21 protein-coding genes are annotated in these 18,670 nt (G+C 72.5%); 7 read left to right on the top strand and 14 right to left on the bottom strand.

Annotated elements, in window-relative coordinates:
- Together pcaG and pcaH are read right to left on the bottom strand one after the other, a co-directional pair.
- Positions 1-507, bottom strand: coding sequence for a protocatechuate 3,4-dioxygenase subunit alpha (gene pcaG, locus PD653B2_RS18755; RefSeq protein ID WP_085873924.1), 507 nt, complete (start codon positions 505-507; stop codon positions 1-3).
- Positions 504-1,271, bottom strand: a complete 768-nt coding sequence (pcaH, locus tag PD653B2_RS18750; RefSeq protein WP_207559441.1) for a protocatechuate 3,4-dioxygenase subunit beta — start codon at positions 1,269-1,271, stop codon at positions 504-506. Before pcaH ends, pcaG begins: the two co-directional genes overlap by 4 nt.
- 70 nt (positions 1,272-1,341) lie before the next feature.
- On the opposite strand from pcaH, the gene PD653B2_RS18745 reads away from it, so the two are divergent.
- Complete coding sequence (locus tag PD653B2_RS18745) at positions 1,342-2,094, top strand: IclR family transcriptional regulator (protein ID WP_085873922.1); 753 nt, start codon at positions 1,342-1,344, stop codon at positions 2,092-2,094.
- 11 nt (positions 2,095-2,105) lie between these two features.
- Here PD653B2_RS18745 and PD653B2_RS18740 read toward each other — a convergent pair whose 3' ends face one another.
- The 4 genes from PD653B2_RS18740 to PD653B2_RS18725 form a co-directional block, all read right to left on the bottom strand.
- Entirely contained in the window at positions 2,106-3,047 is a 942-nt protein-coding gene (locus PD653B2_RS18740; RefSeq protein ID WP_207559442.1) for a diacylglycerol/lipid kinase family protein, read from the bottom strand.
- A gap of 14 nt (positions 3,048-3,061) precedes the next feature.
- A complete protein-coding gene (locus PD653B2_RS18735) occupies positions 3,062-3,874 on the bottom strand; it encodes a DUF1206 domain-containing protein (protein WP_207568281.1) in 813 nt (270 codons plus the stop codon).
- 61 nt (positions 3,875-3,935) lie between these two features.
- Positions 3,936-4,679 carry a phosphatase PAP2 family protein gene (locus tag PD653B2_RS18730; RefSeq protein ID WP_085873921.1) on the bottom strand — a complete coding sequence of 248 codons (744 nt, stop codon included), beginning with the start codon at positions 4,677-4,679 and terminating at the stop codon, positions 3,936-3,938.
- Positions 4,654-5,367, bottom strand: a complete 714-nt coding sequence (locus tag PD653B2_RS18725; protein ID WP_207559443.1) for a phosphatase PAP2 family protein — start codon at positions 5,365-5,367, stop codon at positions 4,654-4,656. The genes PD653B2_RS18730 and PD653B2_RS18725 overlap by 26 nt, the downstream gene beginning before the upstream one ends.
- Before the next feature lie 87 nt (positions 5,368-5,454).
- On the opposite strand from PD653B2_RS18725, the gene PD653B2_RS18720 reads away from it, so the two are divergent.
- The 5 genes from PD653B2_RS18720 to PD653B2_RS18700 all read left to right on the top strand — a co-directional run bounded on the left by PD653B2_RS18720 (position 5,455) and on the right by PD653B2_RS18700 (position 11,751).
- The gene (locus tag PD653B2_RS18720; protein ID WP_085873920.1) at positions 5,455-7,188 is read left to right on the top strand and encodes a phospholipase D family protein; all 1,734 of its coding nucleotides are present in this window, start codon (positions 5,455-5,457) and stop codon (positions 7,186-7,188) included.
- Positions 7,185-8,297: a PPK2 family polyphosphate kinase gene (locus PD653B2_RS18715; RefSeq protein WP_085873919.1), complete on the top strand. Its 1,113-nt coding sequence runs from the start codon at positions 7,185-7,187 to the stop codon at positions 8,295-8,297. Before PD653B2_RS18720 ends, PD653B2_RS18715 begins: the two co-directional genes overlap by 4 nt.
- A 79-nt stretch (positions 8,298-8,376) precedes the next feature.
- Complete coding sequence (locus tag PD653B2_RS18710; protein WP_085873918.1) at positions 8,377-9,552, top strand: 4-hydroxybenzoate 3-monooxygenase; 1,176 nt, start codon at positions 8,377-8,379, stop codon at positions 9,550-9,552.
- A gap of 63 nt (positions 9,553-9,615) precedes the next feature.
- Positions 9,616-10,878, top strand: a complete 1,263-nt coding sequence (locus tag PD653B2_RS18705) for a S1C family serine protease (RefSeq protein ID WP_085873917.1) — start codon at positions 9,616-9,618, stop codon at positions 10,876-10,878.
- A 129-nt stretch (positions 10,879-11,007) separates the two neighbouring features.
- Positions 11,008-11,751, top strand: coding sequence for a hypothetical protein (locus PD653B2_RS18700; protein ID WP_085894314.1), 744 nt, complete (start codon positions 11,008-11,010; stop codon positions 11,749-11,751).
- Positions 11,752-11,836: 85 nt separating this feature from the next.
- Here PD653B2_RS18700 and PD653B2_RS18695 read toward each other — a convergent pair whose 3' ends face one another.
- The 8 genes from PD653B2_RS18695 to PD653B2_RS18660 form a co-directional block, all read right to left on the bottom strand.
- Positions 11,837-12,253 (bottom strand): hypothetical protein, encoded by a 417-nt coding sequence (locus PD653B2_RS18695; protein WP_085873915.1) that lies wholly within the window; start codon positions 12,251-12,253, stop codon positions 11,837-11,839.
- Positions 12,208-13,404 (bottom strand): cation:proton antiporter, encoded by a 1,197-nt coding sequence (locus PD653B2_RS18690; protein ID WP_085873914.1) that lies wholly within the window; start codon positions 13,402-13,404, stop codon positions 12,208-12,210. The genes PD653B2_RS18695 and PD653B2_RS18690 overlap by 46 nt, the downstream gene beginning before the upstream one ends.
- A gap of 28 nt (positions 13,405-13,432) precedes the next feature.
- Positions 13,433-13,924 (bottom strand): nuclear transport factor 2 family protein, encoded by a 492-nt coding sequence (locus PD653B2_RS18685; RefSeq protein WP_207559444.1) that lies wholly within the window; start codon positions 13,922-13,924, stop codon positions 13,433-13,435.
- 62 nt (positions 13,925-13,986) lie between these two features.
- Positions 13,987-14,466, bottom strand: a complete 480-nt coding sequence (locus PD653B2_RS18680) for a PGPGW domain-containing protein (protein ID WP_085873912.1) — start codon at positions 14,464-14,466, stop codon at positions 13,987-13,989.
- A gap of 36 nt (positions 14,467-14,502) precedes the next feature.
- On the bottom strand, positions 14,503-14,928 hold the full coding sequence (locus tag PD653B2_RS18675) for a dihydrofolate reductase family protein (protein ID WP_085873911.1): 426 nt from the start codon (positions 14,926-14,928) through the stop codon (positions 14,503-14,505).
- Positions 14,929-14,946: 18 nt separating this feature from the next.
- Positions 14,947-15,618: a PQ-loop repeat-containing protein gene (locus tag PD653B2_RS18670; RefSeq protein WP_165763541.1), complete on the bottom strand. Its 672-nt coding sequence runs from the start codon at positions 15,616-15,618 to the stop codon at positions 14,947-14,949.
- 241 nt (positions 15,619-15,859) lie between these two features.
- A complete protein-coding gene (npdG, locus tag PD653B2_RS18665) occupies positions 15,860-16,537 on the bottom strand; it encodes an NADPH-dependent F420 reductase (protein WP_085873946.1) in 678 nt (225 codons plus the stop codon).
- A 43-nt stretch (positions 16,538-16,580) separates the two neighbouring features.
- The gene (locus PD653B2_RS18660) at positions 16,581-17,147 is read right to left on the bottom strand and encodes a TetR/AcrR family transcriptional regulator (RefSeq protein ID WP_085873909.1); all 567 of its coding nucleotides are present in this window, start codon (positions 17,145-17,147) and stop codon (positions 16,581-16,583) included.
- 41 nt (positions 17,148-17,188) lie between these two features.
- Here PD653B2_RS18660 and PD653B2_RS18655 point away from each other — a divergent pair, with 41 nt between their 5' ends.
- The gene (locus tag PD653B2_RS18655; protein WP_085873908.1) at positions 17,189-18,355 is read left to right on the top strand and encodes an acyl-CoA dehydrogenase family protein; all 1,167 of its coding nucleotides are present in this window, start codon (positions 17,189-17,191) and stop codon (positions 18,353-18,355) included.
- Positions 18,356-18,670 lie beyond the last annotated feature (315 nt).

Genomic DNA, 18,670 nt, shown 5'->3' with positions numbered 1-18,670 from the left:
TCAGTCTCGCGCGTGCTGGAGGAAGACGGTCTCGCCGTCCCCCTGCAGCCGGATGTCGAACACGAACCCGCGGTCGTCGGCGGTCGCGTCCAGGCTGCGCAGCGACGCCGGCGCGGCACCCGGGAGGTAGGCCCGCGTGAAGAGCCGGTCGAGGAGTCCCCGGGCGAAGATCGTCAGCGCGAAGTACGGCGTCGGGCCACCCGGTCGGAGCGTCGTGAACTGGTAGCGGCCGGTGCGGTCGGTCGATGCCCGACCCCAGCCGGTGAACGTGTAGCCGTCGCGGTGCAGTGACCCTGCGGCTCGCGGGACCGAGCCGTCGGGAGCCGTCTGCCAGAGCTCGATGAGGGCGTCCGGCACCGGGTCGCCGGCACCGTCCAGCACCCGCCCGTGCAGCCGGATCGCGTCGGGCCGGGTCACCGGGACCAGGAGGTTGTCGCCGTCGTACGGCAGCGCGTAGCCGAAGAACGGGCCGATGGTCTGGCCGGGGGTCGGGACCAGGGCGCTCATGCGGCCCCCTCCACGTCGGACTCGAGCGGGGTGCGGTGGGTGCCGGTGAGCACGATGTCCCAGCGGTAGCCCGTGGACCACTCCGGCCGGGTGACGTCGTGGTCGTACGCCGCGACCAGCCGGTCGCGCGCCGCCTGGTCGGTGATCGCCTGGTAGATCGGGTCGAGCGCGAAGAGCGGGTCGCCCGGGAAGTACATCTGGGTGATCAGGCGCTGGGTGAACTCGGTGCCGAAGAGCGAGAAGTGGATGTGCGCCGGGCGCCAGGCGTTGCGGTGGTTCTTCCACGGGTAGGGACCGGGCTTGATCGTCGTGAAGGTGTAGACACCGTCGCCGTCGGTCAGGCAGCGGCCGGTGCCGGTGAAGTTCGGGTCGAGCGGGGCCGGGTGCTGGTCGCGCTGGTGGATGTAGCGCCCGCCGGCGTTGGCCTGCCAGACCTCGACGAGCTGGTGGCGCACGGGCCGGCCCTCGCCGTCGAGCACCCGGCCGGTGACGATCATCCGCTCGCCCACCGGCTCGCCGCGGTGCTGGATGGTCAGGTCGGCCTCCAGCGGGTCGACGTCCTGGTGGCCGAAGACCGGCGCCCACAGCTCGATCCCCTCGGGGTCGGCGGGGTGGAGGTCCTTGGTCGGGTGGCGGAGCACACTCGAGCGGTACGGCGGGTAGTCGATCCGGGTCCGGGTCTCGGTCACCCCGGCCGCGTCGTACGCCTTCGAGATCTGCGCGATCTCGTCGCTGATCTCGGCCTGGCTGGCAAGTTCGGTCACGAGGCAGACCGTAGGGACCAGCAGACGTGGATGACGACCCCTGCTTTCCGTCCAGTGGAAGACTGGCCGCATGGCCGGCAACACGTCCACCCCCGGAGCGACCGTCACGTCCCGCGCGCTGGCGTTGCTCGGCGCCTTCGACGGCGAGCACCGGAGACTCACCCTCACCGAGCTCGCGCAGCGCGCCGAGCTGCCGCTGCCGACCACCCACCGCCTGGTCGGCGAGCTCGTGACGTGGGGGGCCCTGTCGCGCACCGGCGCCGGTGAGTACGTCGTCGGCCGGCGGCTCTGGGACCTCGGCCTGCTGGCGCCGGTGCAGACGGGGCTGCGCGAGATCGCCTCGCCCTACCTCCACGACCTGTACGGCGCCACGCTCGCGACCGTCCACCTCGCCGTGCGCGACGGGACGTCGGTGCTCTACGTCGACCGGCTCTCCGGGCACGCGTCGGTGCCGATCGTCAGCACCGTCGGCTCGCGGCTGCCGATGCACGCCACCGGGGTCGGCAAGGTGCTGCTCGCGCACGCACCGGCCGAGGTCCAGCGCGCCGTGCTGTCCGACCTGCCGCGCGTCACGCCGTACACGATCACCCAGCCGGGCCTGCTCCGCCGTCAGCTCGCCAAGGTGCTCCGCGACGACTACGCCACCACCACCGAGGAGATGAGCCTCGGCGGCTGCTCGGTCGCGGTCCCGGTCCGCCGCGGTCCCGACGTCGTGGCGGCCCTCGGCATGGTGCTGCCGTCGCTCAAGGACCGGGCCACGCTGGTCGGCGCCCTCCAGGTCGCCGGCCACGGCATCGGCCGCTCGCTCGGCGGCGGTGGCTGAGGAGGGAGGCCTCAGTCGTCGTCGCCGACCCGGACCAGCAGCGCGTCCGGCTGCACGACGAACCGCAGCGTCGAGGCCTCGACCAGGACGTCGCCGTCGACCTCGCAGAGCTGGGCGGGATCGACCCGGACGGTCACGTCGCGCGCGCTGATCCGCTCGAGGGACGGCCCGTCGTCGCGCCCGGCCAGGACCCGGGCGGCGACGCCCGCCCACTGCGCCAGGCTCTCCGGGCTGAGGACGGCGACGTCGAGGCGGCCGTCGTCGAGGTGGGCGTCCGGCAGCAGCACCATCCCGCCGGTCAGCTCACCGCAGTTGCCGACGACGACCGAGCGCGCCTTCGTGGCGGGTGTCGCGCGCCCGTCCGCGACCAGGTCGAGCGCGAACGGGGCGTCGTTGAGGTGCCGTCCGCCGCTGGCGACGTACGCCGCCCAGCCGACGGTGTCCTTCACCCGCTCGGGGGCGTCGGCCATCATCTGGGCGTCGAAGCCGAGCCCCGCCATCACCGTGAAGCAGTGCACGTTGTCCGCCGGGGCGGGGATGCCCTCCTGCTGGTCGGGATGCGGGTCCAGCACCAGCCAGCCGACGTCGATGCGCCGGTCCCGGCCGGAGAAGGCGATCCGCGCGGCGTCCGCGACGGACCCCACGCCGTTGCCCAGGTTGCGCGCCAGCAGGTTGCCGGTGCCGCCGGGGAGGAACCCGAGCGGCACGCCGGTGCCCACCAGCTCCTGGGCGACCGCCCGGACGGTGCCGTCACCACCGAGCGCGCACACCAGGGTGGCTCCGGCGGCGACCGCGGCCCGCGTCTGGCCGAAGCCCGGGTCGTCCTCGGTGGTCTCGACCAGGCGGGGCGGCGCGACGCCCTCCGCCTCGGCGGCCTCGGCCAAGGTCTCCGCGACCTCGTCGGGGTCGACCTTCAGCGGGTTGACGACGACGACGGTGCTCGATGTCAACACGGGCTCGCCTCTCGTCAGACCCGCGCGTAGCGGGCGCGGGCGAACGAGTAGATGCCGTACGCCGCCAGCCCGAGCGCGACGCCGATGAGGATCGCCTGGCCGGCGAGCAGGTCGCGCAGCGACTTCAACGCACCGTCGAGGCCGGTCGTCTTGCCCACCTGATGGTGGAAGGCGGCGGCGATGAAGAGGACACCCACCGCGAGGAGCGCGATGCCCTTGCCGATGTAGCCGACCCGGGCCGCGACCACCGCCCAGCGGCCGGGGTGCTCCTGCAGGTCGGAGAGGAACTTCTGCTTCCAGCCCTTGTAGACGTGGTAGAGCGCGATGCCGATGACCCCCAGGCCGACCACGCCGATCAGCACTCGGCCCGCCGGGGCGTCCATCAGGGTGTGGGTGAAGTCCTGGGTCTGCTTGTTGCTCGAGGTGTGACCGCCGAGGGCGAACACGAAGGACGTGTAGCTCAGCGCGGCGTACATGACCGCCTTGCCGCCGGCCTTGGCCTTGTCGAAGGCCTCGCGCGCCGTGAACAGCTCCGTGACCTGCCAGATCGCCAGCAGCGCGAAGCCGATCGCCAGCACCCACAGCAGGAACAGCCCGAAGGGCTGGTGGGCCACCGCGGCGAGCGCGCCGGACTGGCTCGCCTGGCCGCCGGACCCGGTCGCGATCTGCACGGCCAGCCACGCGATGACGAGGTGCAGCACTCCGCTCGCGGCGTAGCCGAGACGAGCACCCCACTCGATGACGGGGTGGTCCCCGGCCCGCGTCGCCGCGCCCTGGGCGGCGGTGGTCGCCCGGTCCACCTGCGTGGACATGTCCTGGTGCGTCATGGTCTCCCTCACTGTTCCCGTCCCGACCCTCCGACTTACCCGGCGTACGACGCCGGCACACCTAGGAGACGGTCACGGCCCGCTCGGACCCGGCGCGCTCGTCGGCACCGGTCGCGCGGGCCGGGTCACGACGCAGCCAGTTCCACGCGAGCAGGCAGGCGACCAGGCCGTTGACGATCGCCACGGTGACGTCGCTGACGTGGTGCATCCCGCGGTAGAGGCGCGCCGTGGCCACGAGGAACGGGACCAGCAGGCACACCGTCACGACCACGGCGCGGAGCGCGGGCTGCCGGATCCGCAGCGCCATCAGCGCCAGCGTGAAGTAGAGCCCGGTCGCGGCACCGGTGTGGCCGCTCGGGAAGCTCGAGGTCGGCGGCGAGTCGTCGAGCTTCTCGACGTGGGGCCGCTCGCGGTCGATCAGCAGGGTGGTGAGGAAGAAGACCAGCGCCTGCGCCGAGATGGCGATGAGGGGCACCACGGCGTACCACCACTGCCGGGTCCGCCACCACACCAGCGCGACCACCACCAGGCAGACGCCGATGATGCTCACGGTCGCGCCGGTCCACGAGAAGAAGAGCGTCACGTTGTCGAGCAGTCCCGTGCGCGACGAGGCCATCGAGGTGTTGACCTGCTCCTCGGACGTGCCGAGGTGCTGCAGCGGACCGTCCGTGAGCGCCCACCCGGTGGCCAGCACGACCAGCCACCACAGGACCAACAGCGACAGCACGCGTACGGCCAGGTCGCGCCCGGCCTCCTTCGCCGACGGGCGCGACCGGTCGTCACGCCACCTGGTGAGCATGGTCATCCGCGGACTCCTTCGAGGGGGTGGTGGGACTCGGTGGGCTCCAGCCCACGTAGCCGGCGTAGGACGCGAGGCAGAGGCCGCAGCCGAGCAGCACACCGGCGATCACGTCGGACAGGAAGTGCGCGCCCATGAGCAGGCGGTCGGCGCAGGTCAGCAGGACCCAGGCGCCGGCGACCACCGGCAGCGCCCGGCGGGCGGCCTCGCCGAGGACCGGCCACAGCAGCAGCACGACGACGGTCGCCACGATCGCGTTGTTGGTGGCGTGGCCGGAGGGGAACGAGTAGCCCGCGTGGGTGGCGAAGGGGTCGTCGACGGTCGGCCGGGCGCGCTGCACCAGGAGCTTGAGCCCGGTCGCCAGCGCCCAGCCGGTGACCATGGTCGCCAGCGCCCACAGGGCGCGGGTGCGCAGGTGCAGGCGGAACCACGCGAACAGGCAGGCCGGCACGCCCACCACGAGGTAGACCACCCAGGGCTGGCTGAGCTGCTCCCATGCCTCCGCGAGCGAGCGGAGCCAGGCGTGCGAGCGCGCCAGGTCCGTCGTCTCGACGATGACGCGCTGGTCGAGGTCGATCAGCGGATCGAAGTTGGTGCGCACCAGGAACGCGAGCAGGCCGAGCGGCACCACGACCACCACGGCGTACACGATGGCGCGCCGCAGCCGGCGAACGCGTGTCTGGGTCCCCTCCACGTCCGCATCTTGCGCAGCCGCTCATCTCGTCAAACCACGCCGGACACCGCATGTTTGCCGACCGGACATCCGACACAGACTTGCGCCGTGGAGGTGAGTGATTGGCTGCTGGTCAGCGCGGAGAGGGAGAACTCGCACACCGTGATCGACGCCGTGCGCGGCGACGGCACGGCGTGGAGCGCCGGCAACCAGGTGCGCGCGCTGGTGCACGGTCGCGACTACTTCGCCGAGCTGCACGAGCGCATCTGCGCCCTCGGACCGGGTGACCGGTTCTACTTCGCCGACTGGCAGGGCGACCCCGACCAGCAGCTCACGGACGATCCGGCGTCCACGCTCGACAACGTCCTGGTCGACGCCGTCCGCCGCGGGGTCGACGTCCGCGGTCTGCTGTGGCGCTCGCACTGGCACCGGCTGGGCTTCAGCGCCCACCGCCACCGGCAGCTGGGCGACGCCATCGGCGCGGCGGGCGGTCAGTGCCTGCGCGACATGCGGGTCCGCACCCGCGGCGCCCACCACCAGAAGTTCGTGGTCATCCGGCACGCCGGCGACCCGGACCGCGACGTCGCCTACGTCGGCGGCATCGACCTGTGCCACGGCCGGCGCGACGACGCGAAGCACCAGGGGGACGGGCAGCCGGTCGAGATGGCCAGCGCGTACGGGCCGACACCCGCGTGGCACGACGTCCAGGTCGCCATCCACGGGCCGGCGGTCCACGACGTGGAGACCACCTTCCGCGAGCGGTGGGAGGACAGCACCCCCCTGACCCTCAACCCCGGCCGGCTGCTCTCCAGCGTCGTCCACCGGGAGGACCTGTCCCCCGAGCCCCTCGGCGAGCAGGCACCTCCCCCGCCCGTCCGGGCCGGGTCGCACGAGATCGTGCAGATCGTCCGGACCTTCCCCGCCATCTATCCCAAGTCCTACGACTTCGCGCCGGAGGGCGAGCGCTCGGTGATGCTCGGCAACACGAAGGCGATCGCCCAGGCGGAGCGGCTGGTGTACGTCGAGGACCAGTACCTGTGGTCCGAGGAGGTCGGCGAGCACTTCGCCGGCGCGCTGCGGCGCAACCCCGACCTGCGCCTCGTCGTCGTCCTGCCGATGGTCCCCGACCGCGAGGGCGCCGCCGTCGAGGTGCCGCAGCTCTACGGACGCGCGCTGGCCATGCGCACGATCATCGAGGCCGGCGGGGACCGGGTGGCGTTCTTCGGCCTCACCAACGAGGCCGGCCTCCCGGTCTACGTGCACGCCAAGACGTGCATCATCGACCACCGCTGGGCCAGCGTCGGCTCCGACAACCTCAACCGCCGGTCGTGGACCAGCGACAGCGAGATCGCGTGCACCGTGGTCGACGACCGGGGCGACGTCGGCGACGCCGCCCCGGCGGACTCGTTCCCCCGGGCGCTGCTGCGCACCCTGGTGGCCGAGCACCTGGGCTGCGATCCGGACGAGGTCCCCGAGGATCCGCACGAGCTGTTCGACGCCATGGTGTCGACCGCCGACGCGCTCGACGCGTGGTACGCCGCCGGCACCCGGCCCACGGGCGTGCGCGGTCGGCTCGCCGACCGTCGACCCCGCCGACCGGTGCCGGTGCCGCGGTCGTTGAGCGGCCGGCTCCCGGGCCATGCCCGGCGCCGGCTCCGGGTGCTGGCCCGCGCGGACGCGTTCGCGGCGGCCGAACACGGTGCGCTGCGACCGACTGGTCGGCTCCGCCGGTTGTCGACCCCCCAGCTCACGCCGACCCAGATGTTGTGGGCCCCTCGGCTGTACGACCTGCTGTTCGACCCGAACGGCGCGCCCCGACCCGGAGAGGACCACAGACCATGAGCAAGCGACACGAGGACCCCTGGTCGGAGGACCCGCGGGACCTGCTGCGGTCGGGCCCCGACTTCGACCTCGCCGAGATGGACCGGGGTGCCACCCCGGGGTGGGACGAGGGCAAGAAGGCCGCCACCGCGCACGGGCACCGGCGCGGCTCCCTCCTCAGCGAGCTTCAGGAGCGGCTGTTCGCCGAGGGCCGCGAGCGGGGTGAGCGATCGCTGCTGGTGGTCGTCCAGGGCCTCGACACCGCCGGCAAGGGCGGCGTCGCCCGCCACGTGATGAGCAAGGTCGATCCCCAGGGCGTCGCCCTGCGGTCCTTCGGCCCGCCGACCGAGGCGGAGCGCAAGCACCACTTCCTGTGGCGCATCAAGAAGGAGCTCCCGTCCCCCGGTCTCATCGGCGTCTTCGACCGCTCCCACTACGAGGACGTGCTGGTCGCCCGCGTGGACGGTCTCGTGACGCCCGACGAGTGGGAGGGCAGGTACGACGAGATCAACGCGTTCGAGGAGGGGCTGGTCGAGGCGGGCACGACCATCATCAAGTTCGGCCTCATGGTGAGCCACGACGAGCAGGGCCTGCGGCTCATGAAGCGGCTCGACCGGCCCGACAAGCACTGGAAGTACAGCACCAACGACCTGCCGACCCGGCGCGACTGGGACGCCTACCAGGCGGCGTACGAGGACGTCTTCCGGCGCACCTCGACGGACGCCGCGCCGTGGTACGTCGTGCCCGCGGACCACAAGTGGTACGCCCGCCTGGCCATCACCGAGATCCTCACCCAGACCCTCGCCGACATGGACCCCGAGTGGCCGTCCGTGCGGTGGGACCCCGAGGTCCAGCGTCGCGAGCTGGCGGCCTCGATGAGCACGGCCGCGTTGCGCGCCTCGCTGAAGGAGACCGACAAGCAGGTCAAGAAGGCGGTCAAGGACGACCGCCGGGTCCAGGTGCAGGCCGCCCGCGCCCGCGGCGTCGGGGCGGAGGACGACCCGCTGGTCGAGGCCGAGGCGGGGGCGCGTGAGGCAGAGGCTGCCGCGACGGCGGCCGCGGCGATGCTCGACCTGCACCGCACCCGCAAGCAGAAGGCGGACCTCCTCGCGGAGCGCGAGGACGGCTGAGGGCCTGGGCGGGCCCCGTGTTCCGGCCAGCGGAAGTCGTCGGTGGCCGGGCCGCGCGCGGAGCCGTTGACTGACGGCCATGCGCACTCAGGTCGCCATCGTCGGCGCGGGCCCGGCCGGCATGCTCCTCTCCCACCTCCTGGCGGCCGACGGCGTGGAGTCGGTCGTCGTCGAGACCCGCTCGGAGGAGTACGTCGCGAGCCGGATCCGCGCGGGGATCCTCGAGCAGTCGAGCGTCGACCTGCTACGCGAGGTCGGGCTCGGCGAGCGGCTCGATCGCGAGGGCGACCCGCACCGCGGCATCCACCTCCAGTGGCCGCACGAGCGGCACCACCTCGACTTCGTCGACCTCACCGGCCGCCAGGTCTTCGTCTACGGCCAGACCGAGGTGCAGAAGGACCTGGTCGCCGCACGGGCCGCGGCCGGCCAGGAGATCCACTACGAGGTCGGCGACACCGCGCTGCACGACCTCGGCACCGACCGGCCGTCGGTCACCTTCACCGACAAGGACGGCGTCGAGCAGCGGCTCGAGGCCGATGTCGTGGTCGGCTGCGACGGCTCGTTCGGGCCGTCCCGCGAGGCCGTCCCGCAGGCGGTACGCCGTACCTGGGAGAAGACGTATCCCTACTCCTGGCTGGGGATCCTCGCCGATGTCGCCCCCTCGACCGACGAGCTGATCTACGCCTGGCACCCCGACGGGTTCGCCATGCACTCGATGCGCTCGGCGCGCGTCTCGAGGCTCTACCTGCAGGTCCCGAACGACACGCAGATCGACGACTGGTCCGACGACCGGATCTGGGAGGCGCTCGCCACCCGGCTCGGCCACGGCCAGGACGGCTGGCAGCTCACGCCCGGCCCGGTGACCGACAAGAGCGTGCTGCCGATGCGGTCCTTCGTTTCGCAGCCGATGCGTCACGGCCGGCTCTTCCTCGCCGGCGACGCCGCCCACATCGTGCCGCCGACCGGCGCAAAGGGGCTCAACCTCGCGGTCGCCGACGTGGCGCTGCTCGCCCCCGCGCTGGTCGCGCTCGTGCAGAAGGGCGACCCCGCCCTCGCCGACGCCTACTCCGACACCGCGCTGCGGCGGGTCTGGCGGTGCACCCACTTCTCCTGGTGGATGACCACGATGCTGCACACCAGCGGCGACCCGTTCGACGAGCAGCTCCAGCTCTCGCAGCTGCGCTGGGTCACCTCCAGCGAGGCCGGCGCGACCGGTCTGGCGGAGAACTACGCCGGCCTGCCGATCGGCTTCTGACTTCACAGGAGCGGCACAGGCTGCTCAAGCCGTCGGATCAGAGTCGTCGGGTGGAGTGCTCCCATGAGCACTCCCGACTCCCCGCCGCCCCCGTACCGCCCGGACGACCCCTTCCCCGCCCACCCGCCGGTGGCACCCTCGCTCGAGCACGAGGTCGCCCCGCGTCGCGGCCGGCGGTGGCGCGGCGCCGTCGCGGGCGCGGTGGCGGGCGGCGTGCTCGCCGCGGCGGTCGCCGTGCCCGTCACCTGGGCCTTCGCCCGGGTCGACGATCCGGCGGCCCCCGCGTCCTCCGGCACCCTCACCCCGCAGGACGGCACCGCGCCGACGGTCCCCGAGCAGCAGCTGCCTCAGCTCCCGGACCAGGGCAGCGGCCAGGGCGGGTTCGGTGGCTACGGTGCGCCGGGCCCGTACGGCGAGTCGACCTCGACCGGCGAGACCGACGCGACCGACGACCAGTCCCAGGGCGTCGTGCTCATCGACACCACCCTGACCAACGGCGCCGCGGCCGGCAGCGGCCTGGTGCTCGACGACTCCGGCCTGGTGCTCACCAACTACCACGTGGTCGAGGGGTCGACGAACGTCCAGGTCACGATCGCGACCACGGGCGAGACCTACACCGCGACGGTCGTCGGCCACGACCAGGACGCCGACATCGCGCTGCTGCAGCTCGACGACGCGTCGGGTCTGACCGCGGTCGCCCTCGACGACGACGGCGACCCGGCCGTCTCCGACGAGGTGACCGCGGTGGGCAACGCGCAGGGCCAGGGCTACCTGTCCGCCTCGACCGGTGACGTCGTCGCGCTCGACCAGTCGATCACCACCCAGTCCGAGGGCAGCGCCCAGGGCGAGCGCCTCACCGGCCTGATCGAGACCGACGCCTACGTCGTCGGCGGCTACTCCGGCGGCGCCCTCCTCGACGGCGAGGGCGAGGTCGTCGGCATCACCACCGCGGCGTCCGGCGGCGGTATCGCCGAGAGCTATGCGGTCCCGATCGACGACGCGCTCACGATCGCCCACGCCATCGAGTCCGGCGACGAAGGCGACGGCGTCGAGATCGGCGCCACCGCCTACCTCGGCCTCGGCATCGCCAACACCAGCAGCCTGCAGATCGCGTCGGTCGAGTCCGGCTCCGCCGCCGACGAGGCCGGCATCACCGCAGGCGACACCCTCACCTCGCTGGGCGGCACCGCCATCACGTCGTACGACGTCCTGCGCTCGACGCTCGGGACCCACGAGCCCGGCGACCGGGTGTCGATCGGGTGGACCGACAGCCTCGGCCGGAGCCACACCGCGACGGTCACCCTCGGCGCCTCGCCCGTCAACTGAGGCGCACGACCCCCCTGGTCTAGACCGTGCGACGTTCGTCACAGCGAGCCGATTGGCGGCCGAGACCCCTGGGTACGAGGCCGGGGCCGGTGTGGAGGCGCCGGCCGAGGGACGGAGGGGAGACAAGCCATGATCAAGACCGCAGCGCGACTGCTGGTCGTTGGTTGTGTGGCCGTCGCGATGACGCTGGGAGCGACCGGATCAGCCGGCGCCAGCAGCTCGGAGCGGACGACCAGCCACGCCAGCAGCGCCGCGAAGGCGCCTGAGAAGTGCGCCAAGCAGAAGGCCAAGGTGGCCAAGGCCAAGAAGCACGTGAAGCAGGCGAACAAGAAGGTCAAGAAGGCCAAGAAGCAGGCCAAGAAGGCCGACAAGGGCAAGCAGAAGCAGAAGGCGAACAAGAAGGTCAAGAAGGCCAAGAAGCAGCAGCACCAGGCGAAGAAGCACCTCAAGCAGGCCCAGGCCAAGCTGAAGAAGTGCAAGAGGAGCGGCTCCGGCGGCGGTGGCGGTGGCGGGTCCGACAACCCGCTCCAGCCGGCCTGCGACCAGGGCCTGCCGCAGGAGGTCTGCGACGCCTTCGGCACGCTCCCGAACCCGGGTGGTGGGGGCAGCGGCGACCCGAGCCCGATCCAGCCGCTCTGCGACCAGGGCCTGCCGCAGCCGATCTGCGACGCGTCCAGTGGTGGTGGCGACATCCAGCCGCTGTGCGACGCCGGTCTCCCGCAGGAGATCTGCGACGCCGCGTCCGGCAGCTCGCCGCTGCCCGACCCGGGCGGCACCGACAACCCGCTCTGTGACATCGGCCTGCCGGTCCCGGCACCGATCTGTCCCGACGGCCGCCCGGTGGCACCCGGGTCTCGGGCGCTCGTGGCGTAGCGGAGGGGCATCTCGGAGGGGTGCGTTGCTGCCGTGGGCGGCAACGCACCCCTTCTCCATGCCCGGCTGCTCCGCGGCCCGCCACTCAGCCGAAGTCGCGCAGCGCCCGCGACTCGACGTCGCGCAGCACCTCGTCGGCCGCGGCCGCGCTGACCTGGCCGCGCCGCCGTTCGTCGAGCACGAGCTGGCGCTCCGCGTTGCTGGCCTTGCGCAGCAGCCGCTCCAGCTCCTGGGCGGGATCCCCGTCCTCGACCTCGAGCTGGCGGGCGTCGTGCATCGCGCGCTGCGCCTGCAGGTAGCCCTCGTACTGCAGCGTGGCGGCGCGCCGGACCTCCTCGGTGCTGGCCGGACCGGTCAGGGCCCGGACGTAGTCGAGGGCGGCACCCGCGGCCCGGGCGCGCAGCTCGGCGACCTCGACCCGGTCGTCCTCCTCGCCCCCGACGCCGAGCCGGGTGGTCAGCGGGCCCAGGGTGAGCCCCTGCAGGAGGAGGGTGACCAGCACGCACGCCAGCGCGCGGAGACGACCAGCAGCTGCCGGTCGGGGAACGACGCGCCGTCGTCGGTCGTCAACGGGATCGCCACCGCCGTCGCGACGGTGACCACGCCGCGCATGCCGGACCACGACACGACGGCGGTCTCGCGCCAGTTGGTCGGCAGCATCGACTCCTGATGGCGCGCGAGGAGCCGGAAGAGCGCGCCGACCGGGAAGACCCAGGCGATCCGGAACAGCACGACCGTGACGACCACGCTCGCCGACACGGTCACGATCTCGCGGGTCAGCGGGACCTCGGCGAGCAGCGTCGAGAGCTCGAAGCCGAGCACCGCGAAGGCCAGGCTGGTGATGAGGAAGTCGGCGTACGACCAGACGGACCGGCCGAGCAGCCAGCCGTGCGACGTCGTCTCCTCGTGGCCGACGTCGCGCAGGTAGAGCCCGAGCGCCAGCACGGCGAGCACGCCCGAGCCGTGCACGTGCTCCGCGCCGAGGTAGGCGACGAAGGGCACCACCACCGTGAGGGTGGTCTCCGTGTTGGCGTCGGCGATCAGCCGGAGCAGCCACTTCGTGGCCAGGCCGACGGCGAGGCCCGCTGCCACGCCGACCACGATCGTGACGCCGAACTCCAGGGCGGTGGCGCCGTACGAGAACTCCCCGGTCACGACAGCGGCGAGCGCGACGCTGTACACCACGAGCGCGGTCGCGTCGTTGAACATCCCCTCGCCCTCGAGGATCGTCACCAGCCGGTCCGGGAGCCCGAGCTTGCGGGCCACGGCGGTGGCGGCGACCGGGTCGGGCGGCGACACGATCGCCCCGAGGATCACGGCCGGGCCCCACTCCAGGCCCACGGCGTGCGCGACCACGGCGACCGCGAGCGCCGTGCTGAGCGTGAGGCCGACGGCCAGCGCGAGCACCCGTCCCGCCTCGGCGCGGAACTCCGTGGACGTGGTGCGTTGCGTCGCCGCGAAGAGCAGCGGCGGCAGCACCACGGGCAGCACCAGGGCGGGGTCGATCTCGAGCGGGTCGGCGAAGGGCATCAGGCCGGCGAGCAGCCCGAAGATCGTGAGCAGGACCGGCTGCGGCACTCGGAGCTTGCCGGCGAGCGGGGTGAACGCGATCACCCCCGCGAGGAGCACGGCGAGCAGCCACGGGTCGCTCATGGGTCCTCCTCAGGTCGGTCGGACCGGGTCAACCCCCGAACTGCTCGAGATATGCCTGCCCGTCGGCATCGAGGTTCCCGTGTGCGGCGGCGATTCGTCCCCACCGCACCGACATCTTCGAGAACCGCATCGGGTTGTAGACATCCTCCTCGCGGGAGAACAACCCGTCGCCGGCGTAGGTCATGATCGTCAGGTTCGACTCCTCGAGCATGGTGCCGTCGCCGGGGTCGGGCATCAGGTTGCGCACCTCGCAGATCAGCCGCGAGGTCGGCTCGTCGACCACGGACCACGCGAGCGGGAAGCCGGTCATCACCCGGCCGGGGAACGACGTCATCGTCCGCACCGACCAGGCGCGGATCTCGTCGCGGCCGTGGAACTCGCCGAACGCGTGCTCCCGGTAGACGGCGTCCTCGGTGAACAGGTCGGCGAAGCCGTCCCAGTCGCCCGACTCCTGGAAGCCCTGGACATGCCCGTGGAAGACGGCGTACGCCTCCTGGATCTCCTGCGCGCTGAACGTCACGGTCCCATCCAACCAGCGCGCTGGAACACGTTCTAGTCCTCGTGGGGCGTCGGCGCGACCCGTCAGTCGTCGTGCCCGTCGGCGGACGACATCTCCGGCACCGGCTCGCCGCGCACCTGGAAGCGCCGGTAGCTGTAGACGATGAGCCCCCCGGCGATCAGCCCGGACGCCACCTGGGTGACGCCGGTCGCCACGCCGCCGGGCAGCCACCAGCTGTCCGCGAAGGGCCACCACGACGGCACGGCCGGACCCCAGATCCACAGCACACCGCAGGCGACCAGGCCCAGCGCGAGCAGGCTCGACATCGCGATCCGCGGCCACGTCTCGACGCTCTCGGCGGCACCGCGCAACGCGCGCACCTTGACCGGCTCGAGGCGCCGCTCGGCCCACTCGTACTCCTGCGACAGGATCACCAGGCCGGCGAAGATCATCAGCAGCCCCGGCCCGGGGAGGATCAGGGCGGCCACGCCGGCGACGACCAGGATCCAGCCCAGCGTCTCCAGCAACACCCGCCGGACGACCTTGGCGCCGGGAGCCTTCATGCCCCGAACTCTGTCAGACGCCGCCAACCCGACCCGTCAGCGCCGGGCGCGGTAGCCGAGCTGCACGAAGCCGCTGTCGAAGCGGCGCTGGTCGACGAGCTCCAGGTCGAGGCGGGCGCCGTCGGCGAGACCGCGAACGGCGTCGAGGTCCAGCTCGCGCTCGATCCGCGTCCGCGACGTGGTCGGCTCCTCGAGCGTCCGGGAGAAGACCACCTTGTCGGCGGCCCGCCAGAGCTCCGCGAAGTCGCGGGTCGCGGGCGAGGCGTCGGTGAGGTCGAGGGTCTCCCACACCCGGAGGACGTCGTACATCCGGCGTCCGTAGAGGTAGGTGCCGATCGGTCGCTCGACGTCGTTGACGGCGGCGTGCACCTCCTCGTCGGGGGCGCACCAGCCGAAGTCACCGTGCTCGTCGACCGTGTAGCCGTCGAGCGAGCAGATCGCCGAGTAGGTCAGCCGGGCCATGCCAGCAGCATCGCAAGGTCAGGCGACGAGGTCGAGGTCCTCGCGGTCCAGCGTGGGGTCGACGGCGACCGCCCCGCCCGGCAGCGGCACCAGCCGGGCGTGCACGTGGGCGGGCATCCCGATCCGGACGAGGATCACCAGCGAGCCGGTGATCGCCACGGCGGCGTAGAGCAGGTTCGCGTCCACCTGGGCCATCAGGCCGTAGGCGCCGGCGAGCAGTGCGTCCACGATGAGCATCGCCCAGGCCGAGGCAGCGATCGCGGACACGTCGTGGCTGCGCCAGGCGGTGATCGCCGCGGGCGCGATCATCAACGCGACCGAGCAGCCGAGCAGGACCGTGATCGGCAGCGCGCCGACGACCGGCACCAGCGCCGTCGCGGTCACGATGGTCACCAGCCACACCACGGGCAGCCAGAGCCGGTCCCGCGACCCGCCGCGGAACCACGCCAGCACCAACGCACCCGCGGTGGCCGGGAGCGCGAAGAACGCCGGGAGGGTCACCCAGATCTCGTGCTCGACCACGCCGTACGCCGTCCACGCGACGCCGCTGATGGTGGAGTTGGCCAGCGAGGCGACGCTGACGCCCGCGGCCGAGCGCAGGCGGATCAGCTTGCGCAGCTGCGGGACGGTGTAGGCGAAGGCGAGCACGGTGCCGGCGAGGCCGACCGCGGTCGCGAGGGAGATGGTCACTGTTCTGCTCTTCCAGCGCTGGCGCGCACAACAAGCCGAGGCGACCGATGCGCAGGGCTGCGCGTCGACCGCTTCGTGGGTCTCGTGGTGAGTGGCGCACGGCAGCGAGACGTCAGCCGACCGGCGCACCATCAATCCTATGGCCCTTACGGACCCGATTCGACCAAAAACAGGGTGATGTCACGCACACCAGACGGAGAAATCTCCTGTTAGAACAGTCTAATGCAGGATATCCGTCGGTCTAGACGTCGGTGACGCGGATCCCCGCATGGGCCTTGTAGCGCCGGTTGACGCTGATCAGGTTGGCCGTGAGCGCCTCGACCTGGTGGGCGTTGCGGAGCCGGCCGCCGAAGATGCCGCGCACGCCCGGGATCGTCGCGCACAGGTCCTGGACCAGGTCGGTCGCCTCGCGCACGTCGCCGAGCACGAACACGTCGGTGTCCACCGAGGTCACCTCGAGGTCCTCGAGCAGGACCGCGCTGACGTTGTGGAACGCACCGACCACGGTGCTGTCGGGCAGCAGCGCCTGCGCCTGCTGGGCGGCCGAGCCCTCCTCGACGGGCAGTGCGTAGGCACCCTGCTTGTCGAAGCCGAGCGGGTTCACGCAGTCGACGACGACCTTGCCGGCCAGCTCGGTCGCGAGGCTCGCGACCAGCTCGCCGTGGCCGTCCCACGGGACCGCCACCACGACGATGTCGCCGGCGGTGGCCGCGCCGGCGTTGTCGGCACCGGTGACGTCCCCGCCGACCGCCGCGGCCAGCTCGCTCGCGGCGTCCGCCGCCCGCTCGGCGCTGCGGCTGCCGATGACGACCGGGAGGCCGGCCGCGGCGAAGCGCCGGGCCAGGCCACGGCCCTGGGGGCCGGTGCCGCCGAGGACGGCGACGGTCGTGCCGGTCAGGGAGTCGGGCAGGGTGCTCATGACGGTCACTCTCTCAGGCGGCGTACGCCGGCCCGCGGGGTGGTCAGGGTGTGGACCCGCCCACGCCGTGCACCACCAGGTCGGCGAGCGCGCGGTACGCCTCGGCGTCCGCGAGACCGGACGCGGCCGCGATCCGGCCACCGTGGATCGCGGTCATCACCTGGGCGACCGCCGCACCGACGAAGGAGGCGTCGACGGCGCGGAGCGTGCCGGCGGCGACCCCGGCGGTGACCAGGTCCTGCACGCGTCGCGCCGCGAGCCGCGTGTTCTCCTCGTAGATCTCGGCCGCGGGCGCGTAGGCCTGGAGGTCGGCGTAGAAGCGCTCCGACGCCGGCGACAGCTCCTCGGCGACCGCGTTCAGGTAGACCGCGAGCCGGGCACCGGGGTCGGGCTCCGCCGCGACCTGGGCCTCGATCCGCTCCGCGGCGCGGCGGAAGAAGCCGCGCACGGCGGCCAGCACGATCTGCTCCTTGCTCGCCGCGACCTGGTAGATCGTCGTGCGCGAGCAGCGGAGCCGGGCGGCGAGGTCGCCGACGCCGAACTCCAAGAAGCCCTCGGCCAGGAACAGCTCGATGAGCTCGTCGAGGAGCTGGTGGCGGGGCGGCGGCACGCGATGACGCTATCAGTACCAGTCGGCGTACTCTGGTACTCATGCCCGCCTCTCGCCTGCTCCCCACCGACGAAGCCGTCGACCTGATCGCGCTGGTGCGCGAGCTCGCGACCAAGGAGCTCAGCCCCCTGGTTGCCGGCGCCGAGCGCGACGAGGCCTTCCCGCGCGAGGTCTTCCGGATGCTCGGCCGGGCGGGGCTGCTGGGCCTTCCCTACCCCGAGGAGTACGGCGGCGGTGGCCAGCCGTACGAGGTCTACCTCCAGGTCCTCGAGGAGGTCGGGTCGGTCTGGGCGAGCGTCGGCGTCGGCATGTCCGTGCACGCGCTCAGCTGCTTCGGCCTCGCCACGGCCGGCACCGAGGAGCAGAAGCAGCGGTGGCTGCCCGACATGCTCGGCGGTGAGCTGCTCGGCGCCTACTGCCTCTCCGAGCCGCACGCCGGCTCCGACCCGGCGGCGATGACGACGCGGGCCCGCCGCAACGGTGACGAGTACGTGCTCAACGGCGCCAAGGCATGGACGACGCACGGCGGGCACGCCGACTTCTACAAGGTGATGGCTCGCACCAGCGACGAGCGCAACGGGATCTCGTGCTTCCTGGTGCCCGCCGACACCGCCGGCCTGAGCGCCGACCCGCCCGAGCACAAGATGGGCCTCACCGGGTCGGCCACCGCGACGATGCGCTTCGACGACGTCCGGATCCCCGTCGAGCGCCGCCTCGGCGACGAGGGCCAGGGCCTGAAGATCGCGCTCGCCGGCCTCGACGCCGGCCGGCTCGGCATCGCCGCCGTCGCCACCGGTCTCGCCCAGGGTGCCCTCGACCACGCGGTCGCCTACGCCCGCGAGCGCGAGACCTTCGGCGCCCGGATCATCGACCACCAAGGCCTCGGCTTCGTGCTCGCCGACATGGAGGCCGCGATCCAGTCGGCCCGCGCGACGATGCTGCACGCCGCGCGGCTCAAGGACGCCGGCCTGCCGTACTCCCGCGAGGCGTCGGTCGCCAAGCTGGTCGCGACCGACAACGCGATGCGGGTGACCACCGACGCCGTCCAGGTGCTCGGCGGCTACGGCTACACCCGCGACTTCCCGGTCGAGCGCTTCATGCGCGAGGCCAAGGTGATGCAGATCTTCGAAGGCACCAACCAGATCCAGCGGATGGTGATCGCCCGGTCCCTCGACCGAGGTGGTGCGGGCGCGCTGACCCACCGCTGATCGCGGTCGCCGCCCCGGTGGTCGGGGAAGGCGCACACGCCCTCCCCGGCGGTGGAGGAAGGCGCGCACGCCCTCCGGTGGTTGAGGAAGGCGCGCAGCGCCTGTCTCGAAACCCCCGCAGCCCGACCACCCTGCCTGATGTGGCCCGCGGACTGCTTCGGGTGCGACCGACAAGGCTGACAACGAGAACAGGTAGGCAGTGCTCGCGGCGGCCTGCCGGCTTCCGCCCGGTGGTTGAGGTGCGAGGAGCGCCAGCGACGAGCCTCGAAACCACCCACCACCTCGCAGAACTTTGGCGGATTCAGTCGGTTGTTG

The organism is Nocardioides sp. PD653-B2, assembly GCF_002117935.1.
GTDB lineage: Bacteria > Actinomycetota > Actinomycetes > Propionibacteriales > Nocardioidaceae > Nocardioides.
The sequence above is the reverse complement of the archived record's forward strand: the minus strand, read 5'-3'. Positions and strand labels throughout refer to the sequence as shown.